Source organism: Amycolatopsis sp. CA-230715 (genome assembly GCF_018736145.1).
GTDB lineage: Bacteria > Actinomycetota > Actinomycetes > Mycobacteriales > Pseudonocardiaceae > Amycolatopsis.
In genome coordinates, this window is sequence record NZ_CP059997.1 from 5,143,103 (window position 1) to 5,164,583 (window position 21,481).

The following is a 21,481-nucleotide window of genomic DNA, read 5'->3' on the forward strand; positions in this document are numbered from 1 at the left end:
ATTGTCCTCATGGCTCGACAGCCGAGTTACGCCACCTCGTTGAGTGCGCCGGAGCGCACGTCGTAGACGAATCCGCGGACTACGTCGCGGTGCGGGAGGAAGTCGCTTCGCTTCACGCGCTCGACCGACCGGCGGACGCTGTCCTCGACCTTCTTGAACGCCTCGACCGACCAGGTCGGCCGGAGTCCGGTCGCCGCTTCGAGCTCGTCTTTGAAATCGTCTTCCGTCACCAGGGAGAGGCCGCAGTTGGTGTGCTGGACGATCAGCACCTCCCGGGTGCCGAGCTTGCGCTGGCTGAGCGCGAGCGATCGGATCATGTCGTCGGTGACCACCCCGCCCGCGTTCCGGAGCACGTGAGACTCCCCTTGGATGAGCCCGAAGATCTCGAACACCCGTACCCGCGCGTCCATGCAGGTCAGGATCGCCACGCGAAGCGACGGCTCCGGTGAGGAGCGGTCACCGGGCACCACGTTGCCGAATTCCGCGTTGCGGGCGAGCAACAGGTCGATCGATGTGGTCATGGCCACCTTCCCGGTGCAGGATCCGTAGCTCATTTGACCCGGCCACGGTCCCCGGGTCAATCGACCACCGCTCAACCTCACGGCCCCGCCCGGCCGCGTTTAGCCCGCTAACGCGGAAGACGGCGACAGCGGGTCAGGGGCCGAACCAGGGCTGTTCGATCGTGCGCGGCGGCCCCGACGTGCTGCCCACGCGCAGCTCCGTCTTCAAGGTGATGATCTTCGGGGTCAGCCGGTCCGCCGAGCCGAGCAGGAGCTTCCCCGCGGCCTTGCCCTTCTCGAGCACGGGTTGGTGGACGGTCGTCAGCCCGGCCCGCTCGGCCTCGGCGATGCCGTCGAAGCCGGTGACGGTGAGGTCGGCGGGCACCCGCAGGCCACGGCGGCTGGCCTCGGCCATCGCGCCCAGCGCCAGGATGTCCGAGGTGCAGACCAGAGCGGTGACCTGCGGGTGCGCGTCGAGCAGCTGCCGCGCGGCGGACGCGCCGTCGTCGACGGTGTGGTCGAACCGCTCGACCACCGGCACGGTCGACCAGTCGACTCCCGCCGCCGAGAAGGCGGTGGCCAGTGCTTCGAGGCGGATGCGCTGGACGTGGAAGTGTGCCGAGCTCTGTCGCTCGGGGGGCACGAAGTCGTCGTTGCGTTCGCGGGCGAGCCGCATGCACAGCACGCCGACCTGCCGATGGCCGAGAGAGACGATGTGCTGGGCGATCTCGGTCGTGGCCGCGGCGTCATCGGGGCCGACGCGGTCGATGCCTTCGATGCGGGGCTGGTCGACGATCACGGTCGGCACGGGCCGCTGCAATACGGCCGCTAAATGCGGATCGTCGTCCGGCACCGAGTAGACCACGAAACCGTCGACACCGGCCCGGTGCACGGCGGCCACGTCCTCGCGGCCGGGGCTGGCGGGTACGAGGTGCAGCCCGACGCCCGCGTCCTCGCACGCGAGCGCGAGCCCTTCGAGCACCCCGACGGCCGCCGGGTCGCGGAACGCGTAGGAGAGGTTCTCGGTGAGCAGCAGGCCGACCGCGCCGGCTTTGCGCGTGCGCAGCGATCTCGCCACCGGGTCCGGCCCCGGGTACCCGAGCCGCCTCGCGGTCTCCAGTACTCGCCGCCGGAGCTCGGGGGAGAGCTGGTCCGGCCGGTTGTAGGCATTGGACACCGTGGTCCTGGACACCCCCAGCTCAGCGGCGAGTGACGCGAGCGTCGCTTGCCGCCGTGCGCGTAAAGGCCGACCCATGAGCAAACCGTAACGGTTCAGAACGCATTGCAGAAGCGACACCCCTGCAGACGTGACGCAACCACCTGTTCAGTCCTCCGTAACCGGATTGGGGATCTGTCATCCGGATGGGGTAAAGTGAATTCGACAACGGTTTCCATTACCTACACGGTCCGTCCCCGCAGGAGTCTTTCGATGAGTTCCCGTCGCAGTCCCCGCCTGCTCACCGCCATCAAGAGCGCGACGGTCCTCGCCGCGCTCGCGCTCGGTGTCGCGGCTTGCGGTTCAGGTGGTACCGACGGCGCGGCCACGGGTCAGACGGGCGGCAAGATCAAGATCGCGGCGTCCACGAACGTGTGGGGCAGCGTCGCGGCCGCGGTCGGCGGCGACAAGGTCGAGGTCACCTCGATCATCAACAAGCCCGATGCCGACCCGCATTCCTACGAGACCACACCGCAGGACGCGCTCGCCGTGCAGGACGCCAAGCTGCTGCTGTCCAACGGCGGTGGCTACGACGACTTCTTCGCGAAGCTGAGCGATCAGGCCAAGGACGCGCGCAAGCTCGTCGCCTACGACATCGGCAAGACCGGCGACGAGAACGAGCACGTCTGGTACAGCCTGCCCACCGTGGACAAGGTCGCCGACTCGATCGCCAGCCGGCTCGGCGAGCTGGACTCGGCCTCGAAGCAGGCCTTCGCCGACAACGCGAAGGCGTTCAAGGCGAAGGTCGACGAAGTCGAGAAGAAGGCGGAGCAGGTCGGCACCGCCCACCCGGGGAGCCAGGTCATCGCCACCGAACCCGTGGCGCACTACCTCTTGGACGCGGCGAAGGTCACCGACGCCACGCCGAAGGAGTTCTCCGAGGCGGTCGAGCAGGAGACCGACGTGCCCGCGGCCACCATCGAACAGGTCAAGCAGCTCGTCTCGGGCAAGAAGGTCAAGGCCGTGGTCAACAACGCCCAGACCACGACGCCGGTCACGGAACAGGTCATCGGCGCGGCCAAGGCGGCCGGTGTGGCGGTGGTCGACGTGACCGAAACGCTCCCGGCGGGCGTGACGGACTACATTGCCTGGATGACCTCCGAACTCGACAAGCTGGCGGGAGCGCTGAACTCCTGATGGCCGTTTCCCCCGTCGAGATCCGCGCCGGGGTGCTTGCCTTCGGCAACCGCACGCTGTGGTCCGGGCTCGACCTGGACGTCGAGCCCGGTGAATTCCTCGCCGTCCTCGGCCCGAACGGATCGGGCAAGACCAGCCTGCTGAAGGTGCTCCTCGGTCTTCAGCGGCTTTCCGGCGGCTCGGTGCGGATCGTCGGCAGGGCGCCGGGCTCGGCTAACGCCCGCATCGGCTACATCCCGCAGCAGCGGGCCGTGCAGGACGGGCTGATGCTGCGCGGGGTCGACCTGGTCGGCCTCGGTTTGGACGGGCATCGCTGGGGGACCGGACTCTTCGGGATCCGCGAGCGCAGGCGCCGCGTCGCCGAGGCGATCGAAGCGGTCGGCGCCGGCGCTTACGCAAACGCGCCGGTGGGCAGGCTTTCCGGTGGTGAACAGCAACGCCTGCGCGTGGCGCAGGCGTTGGTGGGCGAGCCGGAAGCGCTCTTCTGCGACGAGCCGCTGCTGTCGCTCGACATCGCGCACCAGCGAGCGGTGAGCGAACTGATCGACCGGCGACGCCGTGAGGCCGGGACGGCCGTCCTCTTCGTCACGCACGAGCTCAACCCAGTTCTGTCCTATGTGGACAGGGTGCTCTATCTGGTCAACGGTCAGTTCCGGATCGGGACGCCCGACGAGGTGATGAACTCGAAGACCCTTTCGGAGCTGTACCGGGCCAAGGTGGAGGTGCTGCGGATCGGTGGTCAGATCCACATCGCGGGGACGCAGAGCGCCGTCTGCGAGGACGAGCCGCACCACCTCGACGACCACGAGCACGAGCGCGTGTAGCCACGATTTCAGGAAACGGATTCCAGACAGTGTTCGACTTCGCGCTCACCGGGAAGCTACTCGGGTTCGACTTCGTCCAGACCGCGCTGCTCGCCGCGGGCGTGCTCGGTCTGGTGGCGGGTTTGCTCGGCCCTCTGATCGTGGCGCGCCGCATGTCCTTCGCCGTGCACGGGACCGCCGAACTCGCCTTCACCGGAGCCGCCGGTGCCTTGCTCGTCGGCGTCACGGTCGGCTACGGCGCACTCGCCGGCGCTGTGATCGCCGCGCTGCTTCTCGGTGTCCTCGGCGGGCGGGAGTCCGACCGTGATTCCGTGATCGGCGTGATCCTGTCGTTCGGCCTCGGTGTGGGCGTGCTGCTCCTGACGTTCTACGACGGACGGACGGCGAACAAGTTCGGCCTGCTCATCGGGCAGATCGTCGCGATCGACCCCGGCGACCTCACCGTGCTCATCATCGCTTCGGTCGTGGTGATCGTGGCGCTCGCGCTCATCTACCGCCCGCTGCTGTTCGCGAGCGTCGATCCGGCGGTGGCGGTCGCCCGCGGTGTGCCGACGCGGCTGCTCACCCTGGTGTTCGCCGTGCTGGTGGGGATCGCGACCGCGCTCGGCGTGCAGATCGTGGGCTCACTGCTGGTGGTGGCGCTGATGGTCACTCCCGCTGCCGCCGCCGCGAGGGTGACCGCGAGCCCGTGGAAGGCGACCGTGCTCGCGGTCGTGTTCGCCGAAGTGGCGGCGCTGGGGGGCATCGTCCTGTCGCTGGCGCCGGGGAAGCCCGTGAGCGCGTTCGTCACGGCGATCTCGTTCGCGATTTACGTAGTTTGCAGGCTTATCGCGTTCGCGCGGGAGCGGGGCCGGAAGGTCAGCGCAGCGGATGCTGCGCCAGTGCCGTCTTGACCGCGTTGAGGTAGGAGTCCTCCAGGAACGGCAGCGAGCCGCCCGAGACCGTGCGTTCGACCGCTTCCACGACGATGACTTCGGACTTCACCATCTCGTTGAGCGCGACGTCGATGTCGCCCGGCCTGGTGTAGGACGTCAGGAGCCGCAGATCGGAGAACCCGGCGCAGAGGTAGTGCGCCGAGTTGTAGGTGAACGAGTCGCCGAAGAACAGGGTCCGCTGGTTGATCGTCTGCGGCAGCGCGGGTCCCTGCCGGTAGGTCGGCACGTTGAAGTCCTTGATCGGATCGCCGACCCGGTCGATGGAGCCGTCGGGGCTCAGCGCGTACTCCGTGTTCGTCTTCGTGTCCTTGCGGCCGAGCAGCGGCGGCAGATCGGCGCCGACCGTGTACTGGCGCGTCGGCGTGGCGACCCACGGCGCGCTGACCCCGGGTTTCAGCGACTCCGCGACGGCGCGGGTCATCTCGATCGCACCTTCGTCCGACCAGTGCGTGTCGTTCGGTGAGTAGACCGGGCGCCCGACGCGCTGTTCCGCGGCGCGCAGGTCCGGGCGCATGTCGAGCGCTTTGCCCTGGCTGGCGAACTGCCTCCACTGAGGATCGGACGCGGCCTGCGCGCACGTCTTGTGCGGATAGCTCGACGGAAGATGCTGCGGCACCATCGTCGACTTGTCGGGCGCGACCACGAACACGAACTTCCTGCCGGACGCCTCGACGGCTTGGCGCAGGGTGTTCATCCGGTTCAGGGTCTCGGTGAGCGGCCTGGTCGGCTCGCATTTCAGGTCGGCGTCCGCGCCGAAGTACAGCCAGCCGTCGTTGCCTTCGATGACCTGGCGAGAACCCGCTTCGCTGTCGGTGCTGCCCGCGTCGGCGGGGTGCTGGTTCGTGCCGCCGACCGGCGGCGGACTGCCGGGAAGCGGACCGGCGGCGGGGCCGCTGCCCTGGTCCCGTGGCGCCGACTCCCCGAACAGCCCGCGGCTGATTCCGTCGGCGAGTTCGATGGCGCCCGTCCGGAAAGCCAGTTGATCGGTGCCCCAGCCGGGAAGACCGGTGAAGAACCCCCACCCCGCGGCGAGGCTGGGGAACCCGGAGAGGCGATGGTTCTCGATTTCACCTGGGCGCACTCCGAACACCCACAGCAGTGTCGGCGTCGCGAAGAATACGAGCGCGCAGATCAGGGCGGTGAGCTGGCGGCCACCGTGCCGGGGGCGGTGCAGCGCGTGCTCGCGCGGGAGCCACGCCTCGTGCACGGCTGGCAGCTGCTGGGGGTCGGTGGCCACGCGCCTACGTTAATCCGTCCGGGTGGTCCTTCGCGGGAAGTGTCCGTCGAAAGTGCCCTCGACCCCAGAACGGCGGGGACATTTAGCCCGCTAAACGCGCCGGGCGGCCTTGGGGCCGTGGGGAACGTTTAGCCCGCGAAATGTCCCCCGGCGGGTCAGTGGAGCATGAGGAGGACCTGCAGTTCGCCGACAAGGAAGCCGATCACGCCGCCCACGGCGATCAGTTTCCATTCGTCCTGGCGGAAGGCGGGCCGCAGCAGGCCTTCGTACTCGACGGGAGTCAGCGCGAGCATGCGTTCTTCGACCATGTTGGCGATGTCCATGGCGCCGGTGAGGTAGCCCTCGGCGTGCCGCATGGTGTCGGGCAGCCGCCGGACGGCTTCTTCCGCGGCGGCGTGCTTGATCTCCCGGAGCCGCTCCCCGCCGACGGTCGCGGCGACGACGGGTTTCGCGAGGCTGGTCTGTTCGTCGACGACCTTCGCCACGGTTCGCTGGACCATCGCGAGCAGCCGGTCCGACCGCGGGCCCCGCAGGATCGAGTCGATCAGGTTGGGGACGGTGAGCACGTCGGTGGCGATGATCTCGCCGTACTGCCGCGCGACCTCGGCACGGCGCCGCTGGAACTTGCCCTGCAGGGTGAACCGGTGCAGCACGCGGATCGGCTCGCGCGGCACGAAGATCATCTTGATCGCGAGCCAGTCGGTGAACAGGCCGATGCACCCGCCGAAGATCGGCAGCACCAGCGGTTCCTTGGTGAGCGCCCACACGACGGCCTGCACGATGCCGAGCGCGAACCCGAAGTAGATCCCCGCGCGCGCGATGAACGCCATCTCCGGGCGTGAGGTGTCGCGGATCAGCCGGACCAGCAGAGCCTTGTCGCCGGTCAGGTTCTGCACGGTCATCTGCTTGACGTCGAGGACTTCGTCGAGGTTGTCCCTGATCTCGTTCATCAGGTCGCGCACGAGCCCGGGGGTGGCCGCCTGGACCTGCTTGACGATCAGGTCCTGCGCCATCGTAGGCAGCATTTCCCACAGCCGCGGGTGGTACTCCTGCAGAACGTCCCGCGCGATGTCGTCGACGGCGCGCAGCAGCGGCTGCTCGATCTCGCGGGTGATCCGGTCGGGGTCGATCCTGGAGAAGATCTCCTTGAGGTCGATCAGGTTCGAGGTGAGGAGGTCGGTGGCGACCGCGGCCATCCGGCCGCCGTGCTTGGGCACCACGCCCTGCCAGCCGAGGAACGGCTTCACCCCGACGAATTCGAGCGGCCGGAACATCATCTCGATCGCGACCCGTTTGGTCGCGTACCCGATCAGCGCGGCGATGAACGGGATCGCGGCGTACAGCGGCCAGTGCTGGGCGAGGTCCTCGAGCACGGTCTGCATGCCTCGGCCTCCCTCGCAGTCGCCTACCGAACGGTATCGGTTTGGTGGCTCAGTGCAGCAGGAGGAGTACCTGTAGCTCACCGACGAGACCGCCGATGACCGCGCCGACCGCGATGAGCTTCCATTCGTCCTGCCGGAACGCGGGCCGGAGCAGCTGTTCGAACTCGAGCGGGGTGAGCTTGCGCATCCGGTCCACGATGGTGTTCCGGACATCGAGCGCGTTGATCGCGTACCCCTCGGCGTGCCGGATCGTCTCGGGGACCCGTTCGGCCGCCTTCTTCGCCGCCGCCTGCTTCATCTCCTGGAACTTCCGGGAGCCGACCGCCACGGCCACGAACGGTTTCACGATGCTGGCCTGCGCGTCGATGGTGCGCTGGACCTCGCGGGTGATCATCTGGAACAGCCGGTCGGATTTGGGGCCGCGCAACACTTCTTCGAGCAGGTTCGGGATCGTGATGATCTCGCGCGCGATCATGTCGCCGTAATCCGCGGCCACCTGGTTCCTGCGCTTCTGGAACACGCCCTGCCAGGTGTAGAAGCCGAAGAACTGGCGCGGCTCACGCGGCAGGAAGATCATTTTCAGGGCGAGCCAGTCGGTGAACCAGCCGATCCCGATCCCGAAGAGCGGGAGCACGATGGGCGACTTCGTCAGCGCCCACACGAGCAGCTGCACGCAACCGAGGTAGAAGCCGAACACGATCCCGGACCTGGCGATGAACCGCATCTCCGGCCGGGAGATGTCCCGGATGAGCCGGTTGAGCAGTGCCTTGTCCCGCACCAGGTTCGTGATGACCATGTGCTTGAGGTCGAGTACGTCGTCGATGTTGTCGGCGATGTCGCGCATGATCTTCGCGATCGCTCTCGGCGCCTCGGCCTGCACGCGCTTGAGCAGCAGCTGCTGGGCGCCGTTCGGCAGCACTTCCCACAGTCTGGGCTGGTACTGCTCCATCACCTCACGGGTGACGTCCTCGACGACGCGCAGCAGCGGCGCTTCGATCTCTTTCGCGAGCTGCTCCGGGTCGAGCCGCGAGAAGATTTCCTTCGGATCGACCAGGTTGGTCGTCAGCATGTCGGTCGCGGTGGTGGCCATCCGCTCGGCGTTCGCGGGCAGAACGCCCTGCCAGCCGAGGAAGGGCTTGATGCCGACGAACTCCACCGGCTGGAACATCATTTCGATCGCGACGCGCTTGGTGACGTACCCGATCAGGGCGGCGATGACCGGCATGGTCGCGTACACCTGCCAGTGCGCGGCAAGATCCGCGATCAGACCCTGCACTCCGCCTCCCGCACGTCCGCGACATCCCCGCCGCGCACCGTATCGTCCGGCGGTCAGCCCAGCGTGCGCGCCATGCGGGCAAGTTGTTCGATGTCACCCTCCTCGGGATCGCGCACCTCGAAGCCGAGATGGCGGTGGAAGGCGATCGAGTTGGTGTTGCGCGGGGACGTGACGGCTCGCACCACGGTCCGATCGGCGGCGCGGACGGTGTCGAAGAAGTCCTCGTAGAGTTTGCGGGCGAGCCCGTGGCCGCGGAGGTCGGGGCGCACACCGACGAAGTGGATGTAGGCCGCGTCCGCGTGGTCCTGGGAAAGGAAACCGACCAGGAACCCGGCGAGCCCGTTGCCGTCGGTCACGATCGTGCTGGTGCTCGAAAAGTGTTCGAGGAACACCTTCGGGATCATCAGCGACAGCTCACGTGCCTGCTCGGGGGTGCGGGAGTCGCGCCACCACGTCTGGATGGCTTCGGAGATCTTCGGGTGGTCGGCCGGTGAGGCCCGGCGAAACTCCGTGCTCATCTCCCGCACCCTACCGAGCTAGGCGGTCGTCTTCGCCACCTCCTGAAGGCTGGCGTCCTCCGCGATCGCTCGCTCGGTTTCCTCGGGCAGTTTCAGGAACCGGACGAGGACGGCGGCGACCAGGTACAGCGCCGCGAAGATGATGACCACGCCGGCGGCACCCGCCGGTCCGAGGAAGAGGCTGACGATCGCCGGCCCGACGAACGCGGCGGCGCCCGCGCCGAGGTTGAGCAGCGCCATCGCACCGCCCTTGTGCTCGGGCGCCAGCGAAGGAAGCAGCGCCGAGATCGGCACGAACCCGGCGAGCGTCGCGCCGTAAAGCGCGCCGACGAGCAGCGCGAGCCAGTAGTAGTCGGCGCCCATCGCGAGCGGTACGAAGTACAGCAGCACGATCGAGATCGCACAGCCGATGGCGCCGAACCAGAAGATCGTGGTGCGCCAGCCGATCCGGTCGCTGAGCATGCCGAAGATGAGGTTGAAGAAGATGTTCGTGCCGTAGATGACCGACACGAGCAGCAGCCACCTGCTCTCCCCGAACCCGATCTGGTTGATGAAGATCGTCGGGAAGAACACGAGCATGCCGAACTCGGGCGCGGTGTTGATGACGCGCACGATCATGCCGATGCCGACGCGGGGGTTCTTCCACGCGATGGACACGCTGGAAACCAGGCTCTGCACCGGTTTCACCTCCGGCGGCGCGAGCCGCTGGAAGCCGGTGCGCTGGCGGACGCCCAGTATCGCGATCAGGCCGCCGAGCAGCAGCAGCGCGACGGAGATCCACAGCGTGCCGTAGTGGCCCATGATCGGGTTGGTGATGCTGGCGACGAGCGCGCCGAGGGTGGGCAGGCCGCCGGTGAACGCGAAGTAGAACCAGCCGACGGCGGCGCCGAGCCTCGCCACCGGTGCCACGGCGGTGATCCAGACGAGGAAGCCGAACGCGAACATCGGGTAGCCGAAGCCGCGGATGCCGTAGAACACCAGCATGAGCGGGTAGTTGTGGCCGCCGACGGCGACCGCGAGGAACAGGATGTCGAACACGACCCAGATGGCGAGGCCGACCATCATCACCCGGCGCGGCCCCCACAGGTCGGAGAGCGCTCCGGAAAGCCACGAAGCGAGCATCACCGCGACGCCGTACACGGTGATCACGTAGGACGCCTTGATTTCGGTGCCGGCGCCGTTGCCCGCCATGTACGGCGCGATGAAGCCGGACTCGACCCCGTCGCCGATCATGAACAGGAGCAGGCCTAAATAGCCGAGGAAAAGCGGTGCGGGCAGGCCCCAGCCGTTCAACCGCTTCGCGAACCGGCTCTGCCCGGACAACCGCGTTGTTGCCGTGTCGTTCATGTACGCCTCCATGACGTCTCGCTCGACGTATCATGGACCGTGTTAACTTCACGCGCAAGATGTGATTTGAAAGTCGGCGGATGTTATGAGTACGCGATGTCGACGCGCGTACGGCCGCGCAGCTCCTCGACCAGCGTCTTCGGCACGTCCGAGTCGACGACGAGCCGTTCGTAGTCGGACAGTGGCGCGAGCCGGTGCAGCGCGGGCCGCGGCATCTTGCTGGAGTCCATCAGCAGGACCTTGGTCTCCGCGCTGGCCAGCATGGCCCGCTTGACCATCACGATCTCGGGCTCCTGGTGGTAGGTGAGGTCGACGTTCATCGCGGAGGTGGACACGAAGGTCATGTCCACGCTGAGTCGTTCGACGGCCTCGAGGCACGGCATGCCGAGGAACGAGTCGTGGGTGGGCGAGTAGTCGCCGCCGATGCAGATCAGGCGGATGCCCTCGACGTTCTTCAGCACGTCGATGGTGCGCAGGTAGTTCGTGGCCACGGTCAGCGGGGCCAGTTCGGGCAGCAGCTTGGCCAGCGCCAGCGCGCTCGTCGAGTCGTCCAGCAGCAGGGACATCCCGGGCTCGACCAGCTCGACGGCCTTCTTCGCGATCGCGGCCTTCGCGTCGACATGGGCGTTCAGCCGGTATTCGGCATTGCTTTCGAACACCGTGGACGGCTGGGCCGACACCCCGCCGCGGAACTTCCGCAGCAGTCCCCTGCGGACCAGTTCGTCGACGTCGCGGTGCACGGTCATGTGGCTGACGCCGGTGAACTCCACCAGGTCGGTCATCGACGCGGAACCCCGCGCGACGACGAAGTCGGCGATCTTCTGCTGCCGCTCGCCGCGCGACCTCGCGCTGCCGGGGGCCGATGTCTCGCTCGTCATGGTTCAAGTATCGCGCGTGGTGGGCTGGTTGAACCGCACCATGCCGGTGCGCTCGCCACGGACGACGATTTCGGTGAGCGCGGCGTTCTCCAGACGGGGGAACACCGTGCGGTAGGTGCGCGGCGGGATGCCGAGCAGGCGGCACAGGGTGAGCCGGATGAGCGTGTTGTGCGCGACCACCAGCACGGGGCCGTCGTGCCCTGCCGCGGCGATCTCCCGCAGCGCGGCGGCGCCGCGGTCGGCCGCTTCCTCGGGTGGTTCGGCACCGGGGAACGCGCCGCTCACCGGGTCTGCGAGGAACGCGTCGACCAGTTCCGGCCGCTCGGCGCGGAGTTCGTCGAGCGTGCGCCCTTCGGCGAGTCCGAAGTGGACTTCGCGCAGGCCGGGTGCGATGCGCGGGGAGAGCCCCAGCAGCTCCGCGGCGGGTGCGGCGGTGCGGCGGGCGCGGTCCTGCGGCGAGCAGTAGAGCGCGACCGGGCGCTGCGGCAGCTTCGCCACGTGCTCGGCGAGCGCTCGCGCCTGGTCGACGCCGGTCGGCGTCAGCGCGACCTCGCTCGTGCCCGCGTACCTGTTCTCCGCGTGCCACTCGGTCTGCCCGTGCCTGGTCACCAGCAGTCGCGTTCCCACGGTGCCTCCCTGAATCGGACCAATCTTCTCACGAACCCGCTGACATATCGCGTCGTCCATGTTAACTTAACATCAACGATGTGAAAGGGGATGTCATGGCGCTCGCCGCGGTGGTGTTCGATCTGGACGGGGTCCTCGTCGAGAGCGAACACCTCTGGGAAGAGAACTGGGTCGCTTACGCGGCCAGGCACCAGGTCGAGTGGACGGCTGAGGACACCTCGACGGTGCAGGGCATGAGCGCGCCCGAATGGGCGGCCTACCTCGCCGAACGCAGTGGCACGAGCGAAACCGTGGAGGAGGTCGAACGCGCCGTGGTCGACGGCATGATCGCTTCCATCGAGGCGGGCGAGGCCCCGCTGCTCCCCGGCGCGGGCGCGATGGTGCGCGAGGTCAGTGCGAAGGTCCCGGTCGCGCTCGCGTCCTCGGCGGCGCGCCGCGTGATCGACGCGGTGCTGGCGACGCACGATCTCACCGGCGAGTTCGGTGCCACGGTGTCGAGTGCCGAGGTCGCGAGGGGCAAGCCGAGTCCCGACGTCTACCTCGAAGCCGCGTCCCGCCTCGGTTTCGGTGGCGAGCAGTGCCTCGGCGTCGAGGACTCCAGCAACGGCATCAGGGCCGCCGCGGCCGCGGGCCTCACCGTGATCGCGCTGCCCAACCCCACCTACCCGCCGAAGCCGGACGCCTTGGAACTGGCCGCCGCCGTCGCCAGTGACAACGACGACGTTCGCCGCAAGCTCCTGGGTTATCTGGCGGGTGAACCGGCGGAGGTGGCCCCATGACCACGTTGGGCACGGCCGAGACCTTCAAGCGCGACTGGGTGGACGGCTTCGTCACCGCGTACGGCCGCACGGTGCGCAAGGTGCCCGATGCCTACGGTGTGGTCGCCCGCGAGGCGCCGCGTGCCGGGAAGGTCGCCGTGATCATCGGCGGCGGTTGCGGGCACTACCCGGCTTTCGCCGGTCTGGTCGGGCCGGGGCTCGCCGCGGGTGCCGTGGTGGGCGACGTGTTCACCAGCCCGAGCGCGGAGCAGGTCTACCGCACCGCGCGCGCCGCGGACGGTGGCGCGGGCGTGCTTTTCGGTTACGGCAACTACCAGGGCGACGTGCTGCACTTCGGCCTCGCCGCGCGCAGGCTCGCCGCCGAAGGCATCGAGAGCCGCACGATCCTGGTCACCGACGACATCGCGAGCGGTCCGGCGGAGAGCCCGGAGCGCAGGCGCGGCGTCGCGGGCGACTTCCTGGTCTTCAAGATCGCGGGCGCGGCAGCCGAACGCGGTGACGATCTCGCGGCCGTGCACGCCGCGGCGGAGAAGGCGAACGCGGCCACCAGGACGTTCGGCGTGGCCTTCGGGGGCTGCACGCTGCCCGGGGCGCCGGAGCCGTTGTTCACCGTCGGCGACGGTGAGATGGAGCTCGGCCTCGGTATCCACGGAGAGCCCGGCGTCCGCACGGTCGAGCGGCTCTCCGCAACCGAACTGGCCGACGCGCTGGTCGACGGCCTGCTGCCCGAGCTGCCCGCGGGCGATGGCCGGATCGTGGTGCTGCTCAACGGGTTGGGCCGGACCAAGTACGAGGAAATGTTCGTCACCTACACGCGGGTGCACGAACGGCTGGCCGCCGCCGGGCTCAGCCCGCTGCACACCGAGGTGGGCGAGTTCGTCACCTCGCTGGACATGGCGGGCGTTTCGCTGTCGGTGATGGTGCTCGACGACGAACTGGCCGAGCTGTACGCCGCGCCGTGCGACACTCCCGGATACCGGAGCACCGGCGCGCCGCTGCGCCAGGTCGAACTCGAGTCCACAGTGGATGAACTGCTCGCGGAAATCGCGCCGGGCAACGGAATCGTGGACAAGGTGCTGACCGCGGCGCTGGAGAGCGTCGAGGCGAACGAGGCGGAACTCGGCAGGCTCGACGCCGTCGCTGCCGACGGTGACCACGGTCTCGGGATCACCCGCGGCATGCGCGCCGCGGTCTCGGCCGCGCGCACCGCCGAACGCGCGGGCGAGGGGGTTTCCGCGACCTTGCTCGCCGCGGGCACCGCGCTCGCGGACGCATCCGGCGGTGCTTCGGGCGCCCTCTACGGCGTACTGCTGGCCGAAACCGGTGCGGGCCTGCGTTTGCCGGGCCCCATCACGCTTCCCGCGCTCGCTGATGCCGTCGATGGCGCGGCGCGTGCCTTCGTCGAACTGGGCAAGGCGGAGCCGGGCGACAAGACGATGCTCGACGCGATCGAGCCGTTCCGCGGCGCGCTGCGAGAGCAGGCGGCGGCGGGCGCGAGCGTCGCCGACGGCTGGCGCACTGCCGCGAAGGTGGCCACGGCTGCCGCGCAGGAAACCGCGAACCTGATGCCTGCCAAGGGAAGGGCGGCCCGGCTCGCGGAGCGGAGCAAGGGGCACGCCGATCCGGGCGCGACTTCGTTCGCGCTCATCGTGACGGCGATCGGCGAAGCACTCGGAAAGGATTCGATCTGATGCGGATCGTGGTTGCCGCGGACAATGCGGGAGTGGACCTCAAGAACCAGGTGCGCGAGCTGCTGCGGGCGGACGAACGGGTCACCGAGGTGACCGATCTCGGTGTCGCCGACGCCGAGGACGACCGCGCGTACCCGGTGCTCGGGCTCGCCGCGGCGGAACAGATCGCGCGGGGCGAAGCCGATCGCGGCGTGCTCGTGTGCGGAACCGGGATCGGCGTCGCGATCTCCGCGAACAAGGTGCCCGGCGTCCGCGCGACCGTCGCGCACGATTCGTATTCGGCGGAACGGTCCGTCAAGTCCAACAACTGCCAGATCATCACCTTCGGCGCTCGCGTGATCGGGCCGGAGCTGGCGAAGAAGATCGTGACCGAATGGCTCGGGTACGCGTTCGACCCGGAGTCCGCGAGCGCGTCCAAGGTCGCGCACATCACCGACTACGAACAGACTCACTTGGCCAGCTAGTTCAGAGAGGAACTGGAGTGCGGGTACTCGCTGCGGGAGACGAATTCGTCGGGACCGAGCTGCTGAAGAAGGAGGTGGCGGCGCAGGTGCCCGGCGCGGAGTTCGCCGAGCTCGCGCTGCGGTGGCCGGTCGAGCCGTTCGGGCCGGTGGCCAATGTGCACGAGGCCAGCGGCACCGAGCAGCAGGTGATCGACGCGATCGCGGGTGCCGAGGTGGCGGTGACCCAGATGGCGCCGTTCACCAAGGCCGTGTTCGCGGCCGCACCCGAGCTGAAGCTGGTGTCGGTGTGCCGCGGCGGGCCGGTCAACGTCGACCTCGCCGCCGCGACCGAAGCGGGCGTGACCGTCACCTACGCGCCGGGCCGCAACGCGACTGCCGCGGCCGAGTTCGCGATCGGCATGATCCTCGCGGCGATGCGGCGCATCTCGACCTCGTCCGCCGAACTGCTGGCGGGTACCTGGCGCGGTGACTACTACGCGTACGCGCAGACCGGGGTCGAGCTGGACGGCACGACGGTCGGCCTGGTGGGGTACGGCGCGATCGGGGCGAAGGTCTCCAAGGTCCTGCACGCGTTCGGGGCCGAGGTGCTGGTTTCCGATCCGTTCGCCGACCCCGCGCGCATCGCCGCCGACGGTGCCGAACTCGTCGAGCTGGACGAGTTGATGCGCCGCAGCTTCGTCGTGAGCTTGCACGCCAGGCTCACCGAGCAGACCAAGCACCTGATCAACGCGGACAAGCTCGCCCTGCTGCCGCACGGTGCCGTGCTGGTGAACTCCGCGCGCGGCGGCCTCCTCGACTACGCGCCGCTCCCGGATCTGCTGCGTTCGGGGCGGCTCGGCGCGCTCGCGCTGGACGTGTACGACGTCGAGCCGCCACCCGCGGACTGGGCCCTGCGCGACGCGCCGAACGTGATCGCCACGCCGCACCTCGCGGGCGCCAGCCGTCAGACGGCGGAACGCGCTGCCCAGATCGTCGCCGCCGAGGTGGGCCGATACGCCCGCGGCGAGCAGCTGGCGAACGTGGCGAACCCATGATCATCGGCGTCGACATCGGGACCTCGCTGACGAAGGCGGTCGTCTTCGACTCCGCGGGGGTGTCGATCGCACAGGCGTGCACGCCGTCCGAGGTCCACCACCTGCCGGGCGGGCTGGTCGAGCAGGACCTCGACCAGGTGATGGACACCGTCACGACCGTGGTGCGTGACGTGGCGAGCCAGCTCGACGGGCCAGTCACCGCGCTCGCGCTCACCGGACAGGGCGATGGCGTGTGGTTGCGCGACACCGAGGGGAACGCCGTCCGCCCCGCCATCTCTTGGCTCGACGGCAGGGCCAACGCGCTGCTCGCCAAGTGGCAGGCCGACGGAGTGACCAGGGAAGTGTTCCGCCGCACCGGATCGGGCATGTTCCCCGGCTGCGCCGCCGCCATTCTGTCCTTTTTGGACAAAACCGAGCCGGAGTCGCTGGACCGCGCGGCTGTCGCGGGCTACTGCGTCGACGCGGTCGTCCAACGGCTCACCGGCGAGGTCACGGTCGACGTGTCCGACGCGTCGCTGCCCTTCCTCGACCCGGCCACCCGCCGGTACGACGAGGCCGCGATCGAGGCGTGCGGGCTCGGGCACCGGCGCTCGCTGTTCGCCGAGCCGGCGTCGCCGAAAACCGTGTTCCGACTGGACAAGAACGGCTCGGCGCTGCTCGGCCTTCCCGAGGGGCTGCCGGTGACCGCGGGCCCGTTCGACCTGCCCGCCAGCGCGATCGGCGCCGGCGTGCGCCGTCCCGGTGACGGGATCCTCACCGCGGGAACCACGCTCGCGTGCCAGGTGCTCACCCGCAGCCCGGAGTTCGACCGCGAAGGCGAGCCCGCCGGGATGTTCCTGTGCACGCCGACCGAGGGCGAGTTCCTGCGTGCCATGCCCGCGATGGTTGGCACGGCGAGCATCGACTGGGCGTGCAAGCTGCTCGGCATCGGTGTCGCGGAAATCGGGCCGCTGCTCGCGTCGAGTGAACCCGGGGCGGGCGGTGTCCGCGCGCTGCCGTTCCTGTCGAACTCGGGTGAGCGCGCGCCGTTCGTCGACGCGTCCGCGCGTGCGCAGTTTTCCGGGCTGAGCTTGGAAAGCGGCCGTGCCGAGGTGGTTCGGGCGCTGTGTGAATCGATCGCGTACACGGCAAGGCACTGCTTCGAGGCCGCCGGTCTCGACGGCACGTTGTACGCCTGCGGTGGCGGTGTCCGCTCGGCCGAATGGACCCAGATCTTCGCCGACGTGCTCGGCACCCCGATCGTGATCCCCAGCGATCCCGGCGTCGGTGCCCGCGGCGCCGTTCTCGTCGCCGCGGAGGCACTCGGGGATCCGTTCGACGCAGCGGAATGGGCGCGCCATGCGCGTACTGTCGAAGTGGTGCCGGAGAACGCCGAGTTCTACCAGCAGGGGTACGCGGACTACCAGGCGTCGCTCGCCGCGGCGCGCGGACTGTGGAGGTTGTAGGTGCTGCTGGGCGACGAGCGCGCGGCCGTCTGCGAGTACGCGCGGCGGATGACCTCGGACGGGCTCGTGGTGGGCACGTCGGGGAACGTGTCGGCACGGGCCGACGAACTGGTCGCGATGACGCCGAGCGGCGTCGACTACGCCGACCTGACCCCGGAGGACATCCCGGTGGTGTCCCTCGACGGGTCCCTTGTGGACGGTGCGCTGAAACCGACCAGCGAGATGCCGATGCACCTCGCCATCTACCGGGACGCCACCGATCCGGACGGCGCGCCGGTGTCCGCGGTGGTGCACACGCATTCGGTGCACGCCACCGCGGTGTCCACCGTGGTCGACGAGGTGCCGCCGGTGCACTACATGCTCGCCACGATCGGCCCGTCGGCGCGGGTCGCCCGGTACGCCACGTTCGGTACCGACGAGCTGGCGGCTTCGATGCTGGAGGCGATCGAGGGCCGTCGAGGCTGTCTGCTGGCGAACCACGGGACGGTGACCTTCGGCGAGGATCTCGGCGCTGCCTACTCGCGGGCGCAGCAGCTCGAATGGCTCTGCCAGCTGTGGCTGCTGGCCCGATCGGCGGGCGTGCCGAACCTGTTGCCGCCGGCCGAGATCGAACTGGTGGTGGACAAGCTGAAGTCCTACGGCCAGCGGAAGTGACCCGAACAGCACTGGTCACCGGTGTCAGCAGGCGCCGGGGAATCGGATGCGCCATCGCGCGCCGCCTGCTCGGCGACGGGCACCGCGTCTTCGCCCAGTCTTGGTCGCCCTACGACGAGACCGAACCGTGGGGCGCGGACCCGATCGACGAAGTGCTCGCCGAACTCGATGGCGGCGCGCGGCTCGCGCACGCGTCCGCCGACCTCGCATCGGCGGAAGCGCCCGCTGATCTCGTGCGGCGAGCCGTGTCGGCTTTCGGGCCGCTCGACACGCTCGTGGTGAACCACGCTCGTAGCTCCGTAGCGGCGCTTCCCGAAGTGACCGCCGGTGAACTCGACCTGGTCTGGGCGGTCAACGTCCGGGCGACTTTGCTACTGGTGCAAGCGTTTGCGGCTCAGTATCGGCCCGCCGCTTCCCCGGGCCGGGTCGTGCTGTTCACCTCGGGCCAGCACCTCGCGCCGATGGCAGGCGAAATCCCGTACGCCGCGAGCAAGGGAGCGCTCCACCAGCTCACGCTGACCCTCTCCGACGCGCTGATCGAGCAGGGCATCACGGTCAACTGCGTGAACCCCGGCCCGACCGACACCGGCTGGGCCAGCGACGAACTCGCCCGAAGCGTCGGTCGCGCCCTGCCGCGGGGCCGCTGGAACTCCCCCGCCGAAGCCGCCGGTGTCGTCGCCCTGCTCCTCAGCCCCGACGCGAACACCATCACCGGCCGCGTGATCGACGCCGAAGCCGGTTTCCGCCGCTGGAAGATGTAGGCGGCTGACGACATTTAGCCCGCTAAATGTCGTCAGACCGCGCGGGCGATCGTGATGATCTCCGGGCTCGTGGCGGTGAGCGGTCCCCGATCCCAGTCGCCGAACTGCTCCTCGACCAGCAGGCCCGCGCCGGTCAAGGCGTCGCCCAGTGAATCGGCGTCCACGAACCGCAAAGTGCTTTCGCTGCGCCGGGGTCCTGCCCATTTCGGCGAGCTGAACGTCGTCGTGAACCGGACCAAGTCGCCGTCTACGGGAGCCTGAACCTGGTGAGCCACGCGCACGGTGGCCCCGTCGGCGATGCCCACCTCGACCGCGTTCCCCGGAACCCACCCCTCCCAGGCCCGCGCGGCGGGATTGCGCGTTTCGCAGGCAAAACGTCCTCCCGAGATCAGGACGCGGCGGATCGTCGTCAGCGCGTCCGCCAGGTCCCGATCGGTCAGGAATACCTGCAGGGCGTGCCCCGTCATGACCACCAGGTCGAACTCGTGCTCCCACGACGCGGAGGAAAGATCGCCGGGTGCCCACTCGATGTCGGTGCGGTTCCGCGCCCGCGCGAGCATGCCGTCAGCGGGGTCGAGCCCGCACAGCCGTCCGGAGTGCCCGGCCTCGCGCGCCCGGTGCAGGAGCGCGCCAGTGCCACAGCCGACGTCGAGCACCGCACTCGCCTCCAGCACGAGCGGCAGGTAGAAGCCCAGGTCAGCACGGCTGTGTGCGGGATGGAGCGAGTCGTAGACTTCGGCGAGTTCGGCGTCGGAGAAGGCGTGGTCGACCATCGTCCCACCGTGTCAGCGTCGCGGCGACCGCGCGATCGAATTGCCGCGCCGACCGAAGGTGGGTCTGGACCCACCGTGGTGTGGGGCAGGGATCAATGCGCCGCGGGCCCGGCATCGCCAGAGTGGGGAGCGAACCGGGGAGGGTGCCATGACCGTCTGGCTGTATCCGCTGGCCGTGGTCCGCGCCGCCGCGCAGTTCGTGCTGGCGGTCGTCGGGCTCGTGCTGCTGCTGGTGGCGGTGTTGTGCGTTCTGCTCACCGGGCCGTTGCTCGGGATCCCGGCAATCCTGACGACGCGGTGGTGGCCGGATCTCACGCGCCGGTTCGGTTCCTGGTCTGCGGTGCGCATCGACCGGCCGTACCGGCAGCTGCGCGAATCGGCGGGATTCCGTGTGTTGTGGAAGTGGCTCATCAGCGATCCCGCGACCTACCGGGACGCCGCGTGGATGCTGCTCGAACCACTCGTCGGCGGGATCATCCTCCTGCCGGCCGTGCTGACCCCGGTGGCCGTGGCCGGTGCGGTGATCCCGGTGAGCGGCTGGTGGTTCGGGATCGCTGACCCGGGGTCGCGTGCGCTGTTGGTGGCGGCCTGTTTCGCGGTGGCGACGGTGGGGGTCGTGACCGCGCCCGCGTTGGTGCGGGTGCACGCGAAGTGGACCAGGGTGCTGCTGTTCCCGACGAGGACGACCGTGCGCGTTCACCAGCTCGAAGAGACCAGGTCCGAAGCCCTCGAATCGGAGGCGCGGGAGGTGCGCCGGATCGAGCGGGATCTGCACGACGGCGCGCAGGCCAGGTTGATCGGCGTCGGGATGACCATCGGCGCCGCGGAGCGTGCCTTCGACCGTGACCCGGATCGCGCCAAGGAGTTGCTGCTCAAAGCTCGCGAGTCCACCGCGCTGGCGGTGCGGGAACTGCGTGATCTCGTCCGCGGGATCCTCCCGCCCGTGCTGTCCGAGCGGGGCCTCGGTGACGCGGTCCGGGCGCTGGTCCTCGAACAACGATTAGCCTGCGAAACGCAGATAGACCTGCCGGGGAGGCTGCCGCTCGCGGTCGAGTCCGCTGCCTACTTCGCGATCGCCGAGGTGCTCACGAACGTCGCGAAGCACGCGGGCGCGGGCACGGTGTGGGTCGACCTGGTGTTCACGGGTGAGAGCCTGCGGATCGTCGTGATGGACGACGGCTGCGGAGGAGCGAACGTGGCGGTGGGTTCCGGCCTGCACGGGATCGAACGGCGACTTGCCGCTTTCGACGGTACTTTCACGCTGACCAGCCCGCCGGGCGGTCCGACCATGGTGACGATGGAGATTCCGTGCGCGTTGTCCTCGCCGAGGACCTGTACCTCCTCCGAGAAGGCATGATCTTCCTGTTGGAGGAGCACGGCTTCGAGATCGCCGCCGCCGTCGCGAGCGGCCCTGAACTCGCGAACGCGCTCGCCGAGCAGAACCCGGACCTCGCCATCGTCGACGTGCGGCTACCACCCACGTTCACCGACGAAGGGCTCAAGGTGGCGCTGGCCGCGCGACGGGAGCGGCCGGGGCTACCCGTGCTCGTGCTCTCGCAACACGTCGAACAGCTTTATGCCCGCGAACTGCTGGCGGACGGGGCCGGGGCGGTGGGGTACCTGCTGAAGGATCGCGTGTTCAACGCCGAGCAGTTCGTGGACGCCGTGCGCAGGGTCGCCGAAGGCGGCACCGCGATGGACCCGAAGGTGATCGCGACCCTGCTGGCCGACCCCGAACGCGACGACCCGCTCGCGTCGCTGACCGAGCGCGAACGAGAAGTGCTGGGCCTGATGGCGGAAGGCCTGTCGAACACCGCGATCGCACAACGCCTCTCACTGAGCGAAGGCGCGATCAGCAAGCACACGACGAGCCTCTTCGGCAAACTCAGGATCGAAGCGGGCACAGACACGAACCGCCGGGTTCTCGCCGTGCTTGCCTACCTTCACGGGCGTTGAACACCATGCCGTTTCCCAACTGAAACCTGGCAAGACGTAACTCGAAA

At 69.0% G+C, this 21,481-nt stretch carries 22 protein-coding genes; 12 read left to right on the forward strand and 10 right to left on the reverse strand.

Annotation, left to right across the window (positions count from 1 at the left end):
* Window positions 1–26 precede the first annotated feature (26 nt).
* Window positions 27–521: a beta-class carbonic anhydrase gene (locus HUW46_RS24750; RefSeq protein ID WP_215549538.1), complete on the reverse strand. Its 495-nt coding sequence runs from the start codon at window positions 519–521 to the stop codon at window positions 27–29.
* 133 nt (window positions 522–654) lie between these two features.
* Window positions 655–1,755: a LacI family DNA-binding transcriptional regulator gene (locus HUW46_RS24755; RefSeq protein ID WP_215549539.1), complete on the reverse strand. Its 1,101-nt coding sequence runs from the start codon at window positions 1,753–1,755 to the stop codon at window positions 655–657.
* A 174-nt stretch (window positions 1,756–1,929) separates the two neighbouring features.
* Here HUW46_RS24755 and HUW46_RS24760 point away from each other — a divergent pair, with 174 nt between their 5' ends.
* From HUW46_RS24760 to HUW46_RS24770, 3 genes are read left to right on the forward strand one after another with little or no spacing between them, the layout of a single operon-like run.
* Window positions 1,930–2,853, forward strand: a complete 924-nt coding sequence (locus HUW46_RS24760) for a metal ABC transporter solute-binding protein, Zn/Mn family (RefSeq protein WP_215549540.1) — start codon at window positions 1,930–1,932, stop codon at window positions 2,851–2,853.
* Window positions 2,853–3,677 (forward strand): metal ABC transporter ATP-binding protein, encoded by an 825-nt coding sequence (locus HUW46_RS24765; protein WP_215549541.1) that lies wholly within the window; start codon window positions 2,853–2,855, stop codon window positions 3,675–3,677. The genes HUW46_RS24760 and HUW46_RS24765 overlap by 1 nt, the downstream gene beginning before the upstream one ends.
* A gap of 29 nt (window positions 3,678–3,706) precedes the next feature.
* Window positions 3,707–4,570, forward strand: coding sequence for a metal ABC transporter permease (locus tag HUW46_RS24770; RefSeq protein WP_215549542.1), 864 nt, complete (start codon window positions 3,707–3,709; stop codon window positions 4,568–4,570).
* Here the strand turns inward: HUW46_RS24770 and HUW46_RS24775 are convergent.
* The 7 genes from HUW46_RS24775 to HUW46_RS24805 all read right to left on the reverse strand — a co-directional run bounded on the left by HUW46_RS24775 (window position 4,536) and on the right by HUW46_RS24805 (window position 11,877).
* On the reverse strand, window positions 4,536–5,849 hold the full coding sequence (locus HUW46_RS24775; RefSeq protein WP_215549543.1) for an alginate O-acetyltransferase AlgX-related protein: 1,314 nt from the start codon (window positions 5,847–5,849) through the stop codon (window positions 4,536–4,538). The two genes, HUW46_RS24770 and HUW46_RS24775, sit on opposite strands and share 35 nt — an antisense overlap.
* Before the next feature lie 155 nt (window positions 5,850–6,004).
* Complete coding sequence (locus HUW46_RS24780; protein ID WP_215549544.1) at window positions 6,005–7,231, reverse strand: DUF445 domain-containing protein; 1,227 nt, start codon at window positions 7,229–7,231, stop codon at window positions 6,005–6,007.
* Window positions 7,232–7,280: 49 nt separating this feature from the next.
* The gene (locus tag HUW46_RS24785; protein ID WP_442860957.1) at window positions 7,281–8,507 is read right to left on the reverse strand and encodes a DUF445 domain-containing protein; all 1,227 of its coding nucleotides are present in this window, start codon (window positions 8,505–8,507) and stop codon (window positions 7,281–7,283) included.
* Window positions 8,508–8,560: 53 nt separating this feature from the next.
* Window positions 8,561–9,025 (reverse strand): GNAT family N-acetyltransferase, encoded by a 465-nt coding sequence (locus tag HUW46_RS24790; protein WP_215549545.1) that lies wholly within the window; start codon window positions 9,023–9,025, stop codon window positions 8,561–8,563.
* Between the two features lie 18 nt (window positions 9,026–9,043).
* On the reverse strand, window positions 9,044–10,372 hold the full coding sequence (locus HUW46_RS24795) for an MFS transporter (protein WP_215549546.1): 1,329 nt from the start codon (window positions 10,370–10,372) through the stop codon (window positions 9,044–9,046).
* A gap of 83 nt (window positions 10,373–10,455) precedes the next feature.
* Entirely contained in the window at window positions 10,456–11,250 is a 795-nt protein-coding gene (locus tag HUW46_RS24800) for a DeoR/GlpR family DNA-binding transcription regulator (RefSeq protein WP_215549547.1), read from the reverse strand.
* Between the two features lie 3 nt (window positions 11,251–11,253).
* A complete protein-coding gene (locus tag HUW46_RS24805; protein WP_215549548.1) occupies window positions 11,254–11,877 on the reverse strand; it encodes a histidine phosphatase family protein in 624 nt (207 codons plus the stop codon).
* Window positions 11,878–11,972: 95 nt separating this feature from the next.
* Here HUW46_RS24805 and HUW46_RS24810 point away from each other — a divergent pair, with 95 nt between their 5' ends.
* The 7 genes from HUW46_RS24810 to HUW46_RS24840 are packed head-to-tail and all read left to right on the forward strand — an operon-like array spanning window position 11,973 to window position 18,705.
* Entirely contained in the window at window positions 11,973–12,656 is a 684-nt protein-coding gene (locus HUW46_RS24810) for an HAD family hydrolase (RefSeq protein WP_215550089.1), read from the forward strand.
* The gene (locus HUW46_RS24815; RefSeq protein ID WP_215549549.1) at window positions 12,653–14,347 is read left to right on the forward strand and encodes a dihydroxyacetone kinase family protein; all 1,695 of its coding nucleotides are present in this window, start codon (window positions 12,653–12,655) and stop codon (window positions 14,345–14,347) included. The genes HUW46_RS24810 and HUW46_RS24815 overlap by 4 nt, the downstream gene beginning before the upstream one ends.
* Window positions 14,347–14,811: a ribose-5-phosphate isomerase gene (locus HUW46_RS24820; RefSeq protein ID WP_215549550.1), complete on the forward strand. Its 465-nt coding sequence runs from the start codon at window positions 14,347–14,349 to the stop codon at window positions 14,809–14,811. The genes HUW46_RS24815 and HUW46_RS24820 overlap by 1 nt, the downstream gene beginning before the upstream one ends.
* 17 nt (window positions 14,812–14,828) lie before the next feature.
* The gene (locus HUW46_RS24825; RefSeq protein ID WP_215549551.1) at window positions 14,829–15,845 is read left to right on the forward strand and encodes a 2-hydroxyacid dehydrogenase; all 1,017 of its coding nucleotides are present in this window, start codon (window positions 14,829–14,831) and stop codon (window positions 15,843–15,845) included.
* A complete protein-coding gene (locus HUW46_RS24830; protein WP_215549552.1) occupies window positions 15,842–17,290 on the forward strand; it encodes an FGGY-family carbohydrate kinase in 1,449 nt (482 codons plus the stop codon). Before HUW46_RS24825 ends, HUW46_RS24830 begins: the two co-directional genes overlap by 4 nt.
* Entirely contained in the window at window positions 17,291–17,944 is a 654-nt protein-coding gene (locus tag HUW46_RS24835; protein ID WP_215549553.1) for a class II aldolase/adducin family protein, read from the forward strand.
* On the forward strand, window positions 17,941–18,705 hold the full coding sequence (locus HUW46_RS24840) for an SDR family oxidoreductase (protein ID WP_254126538.1): 765 nt from the start codon (window positions 17,941–17,943) through the stop codon (window positions 18,703–18,705). Before HUW46_RS24835 ends, HUW46_RS24840 begins: the two co-directional genes overlap by 4 nt.
* A 32-nt stretch (window positions 18,706–18,737) precedes the next feature.
* On the opposite strand, the gene HUW46_RS24845 is transcribed toward HUW46_RS24840, so the two are convergent.
* Window positions 18,738–19,478, reverse strand: a complete 741-nt coding sequence (locus HUW46_RS24845) for a class I SAM-dependent methyltransferase (RefSeq protein WP_215549555.1) — start codon at window positions 19,476–19,478, stop codon at window positions 18,738–18,740.
* Between the two features lie 148 nt (window positions 19,479–19,626).
* Here HUW46_RS24845 and HUW46_RS24850 point away from each other — a divergent pair, with 148 nt between their 5' ends.
* Entirely contained in the window at window positions 19,627–20,835 is a 1,209-nt protein-coding gene (locus tag HUW46_RS24850) for a sensor histidine kinase (RefSeq protein ID WP_215549556.1), read from the forward strand.
* Window positions 20,787–21,434, forward strand: a complete 648-nt coding sequence (locus tag HUW46_RS24855; protein WP_215549557.1) for a response regulator transcription factor — start codon at window positions 20,787–20,789, stop codon at window positions 21,432–21,434. Before HUW46_RS24850 ends, HUW46_RS24855 begins: the two co-directional genes overlap by 49 nt.
* The last annotated feature ends 47 nt before the right edge of the window (window positions 21,435–21,481 follow it).

What these genes read in the sequence shown, in the direction of transcription:
- HUW46_RS24750 (WP_215549538.1), bottom strand. Translation starts at nt 521, where the DNA reads ATGACCACATCGATCGACCTGTTGCTCGCCCGCAACGCGGAATTCGGC.
- HUW46_RS24755 (WP_215549539.1), bottom strand. Translation starts at nt 1,755, where the DNA reads ATGGGTCGGCCTTTACGCGCACGGCGGCAAGCGACGCTCGCGTCACTC.
- HUW46_RS24760 (WP_215549540.1), top strand. Translation starts at nt 1,930, where the DNA reads ATGAGTTCCCGTCGCAGTCCCCGCCTGCTCACCGCCATCAAGAGCGCG.
- HUW46_RS24765 (WP_215549541.1), top strand. Translation starts at nt 2,853, where the DNA reads ATGGCCGTTTCCCCCGTCGAGATCCGCGCCGGGGTGCTTGCCTTCGGC.
- HUW46_RS24780 (WP_215549544.1), bottom strand. Translation starts at nt 7,231, where the DNA reads ATGCAGACCGTGCTCGAGGACCTCGCCCAGCACTGGCCGCTGTACGCC.
- HUW46_RS24790 (WP_215549545.1), bottom strand. Translation starts at nt 9,025, where the DNA reads ATGAGCACGGAGTTTCGCCGGGCCTCACCGGCCGACCACCCGAAGATC.
- HUW46_RS24795 (WP_215549546.1), bottom strand. Translation starts at nt 10,372, where the DNA reads ATGAACGACACGGCAACAACGCGGTTGTCCGGGCAGAGCCGGTTCGCG.
- HUW46_RS24800 (WP_215549547.1), bottom strand. Translation starts at nt 11,250, where the DNA reads ATGACGAGCGAGACATCGGCCCCCGGCAGCGCGAGGTCGCGCGGCGAG.
- HUW46_RS24810 (WP_215550089.1), top strand. Translation starts at nt 11,973, where the DNA reads ATGGCGCTCGCCGCGGTGGTGTTCGATCTGGACGGGGTCCTCGTCGAG.
- HUW46_RS24815 (WP_215549549.1), top strand. Translation starts at nt 12,653, where the DNA reads ATGACCACGTTGGGCACGGCCGAGACCTTCAAGCGCGACTGGGTGGAC.
- HUW46_RS24820 (WP_215549550.1), top strand. Translation starts at nt 14,347, where the DNA reads ATGCGGATCGTGGTTGCCGCGGACAATGCGGGAGTGGACCTCAAGAAC.
- HUW46_RS24830 (WP_215549552.1), top strand. Translation starts at nt 15,842, where the DNA reads ATGATCATCGGCGTCGACATCGGGACCTCGCTGACGAAGGCGGTCGTC.
- HUW46_RS24845 (WP_215549555.1), bottom strand. Translation starts at nt 19,478, where the DNA reads ATGGTCGACCACGCCTTCTCCGACGCCGAACTCGCCGAAGTCTACGAC.
- HUW46_RS24850 (WP_215549556.1), top strand. Translation starts at nt 19,627, where the DNA reads ATGACCGTCTGGCTGTATCCGCTGGCCGTGGTCCGCGCCGCCGCGCAG.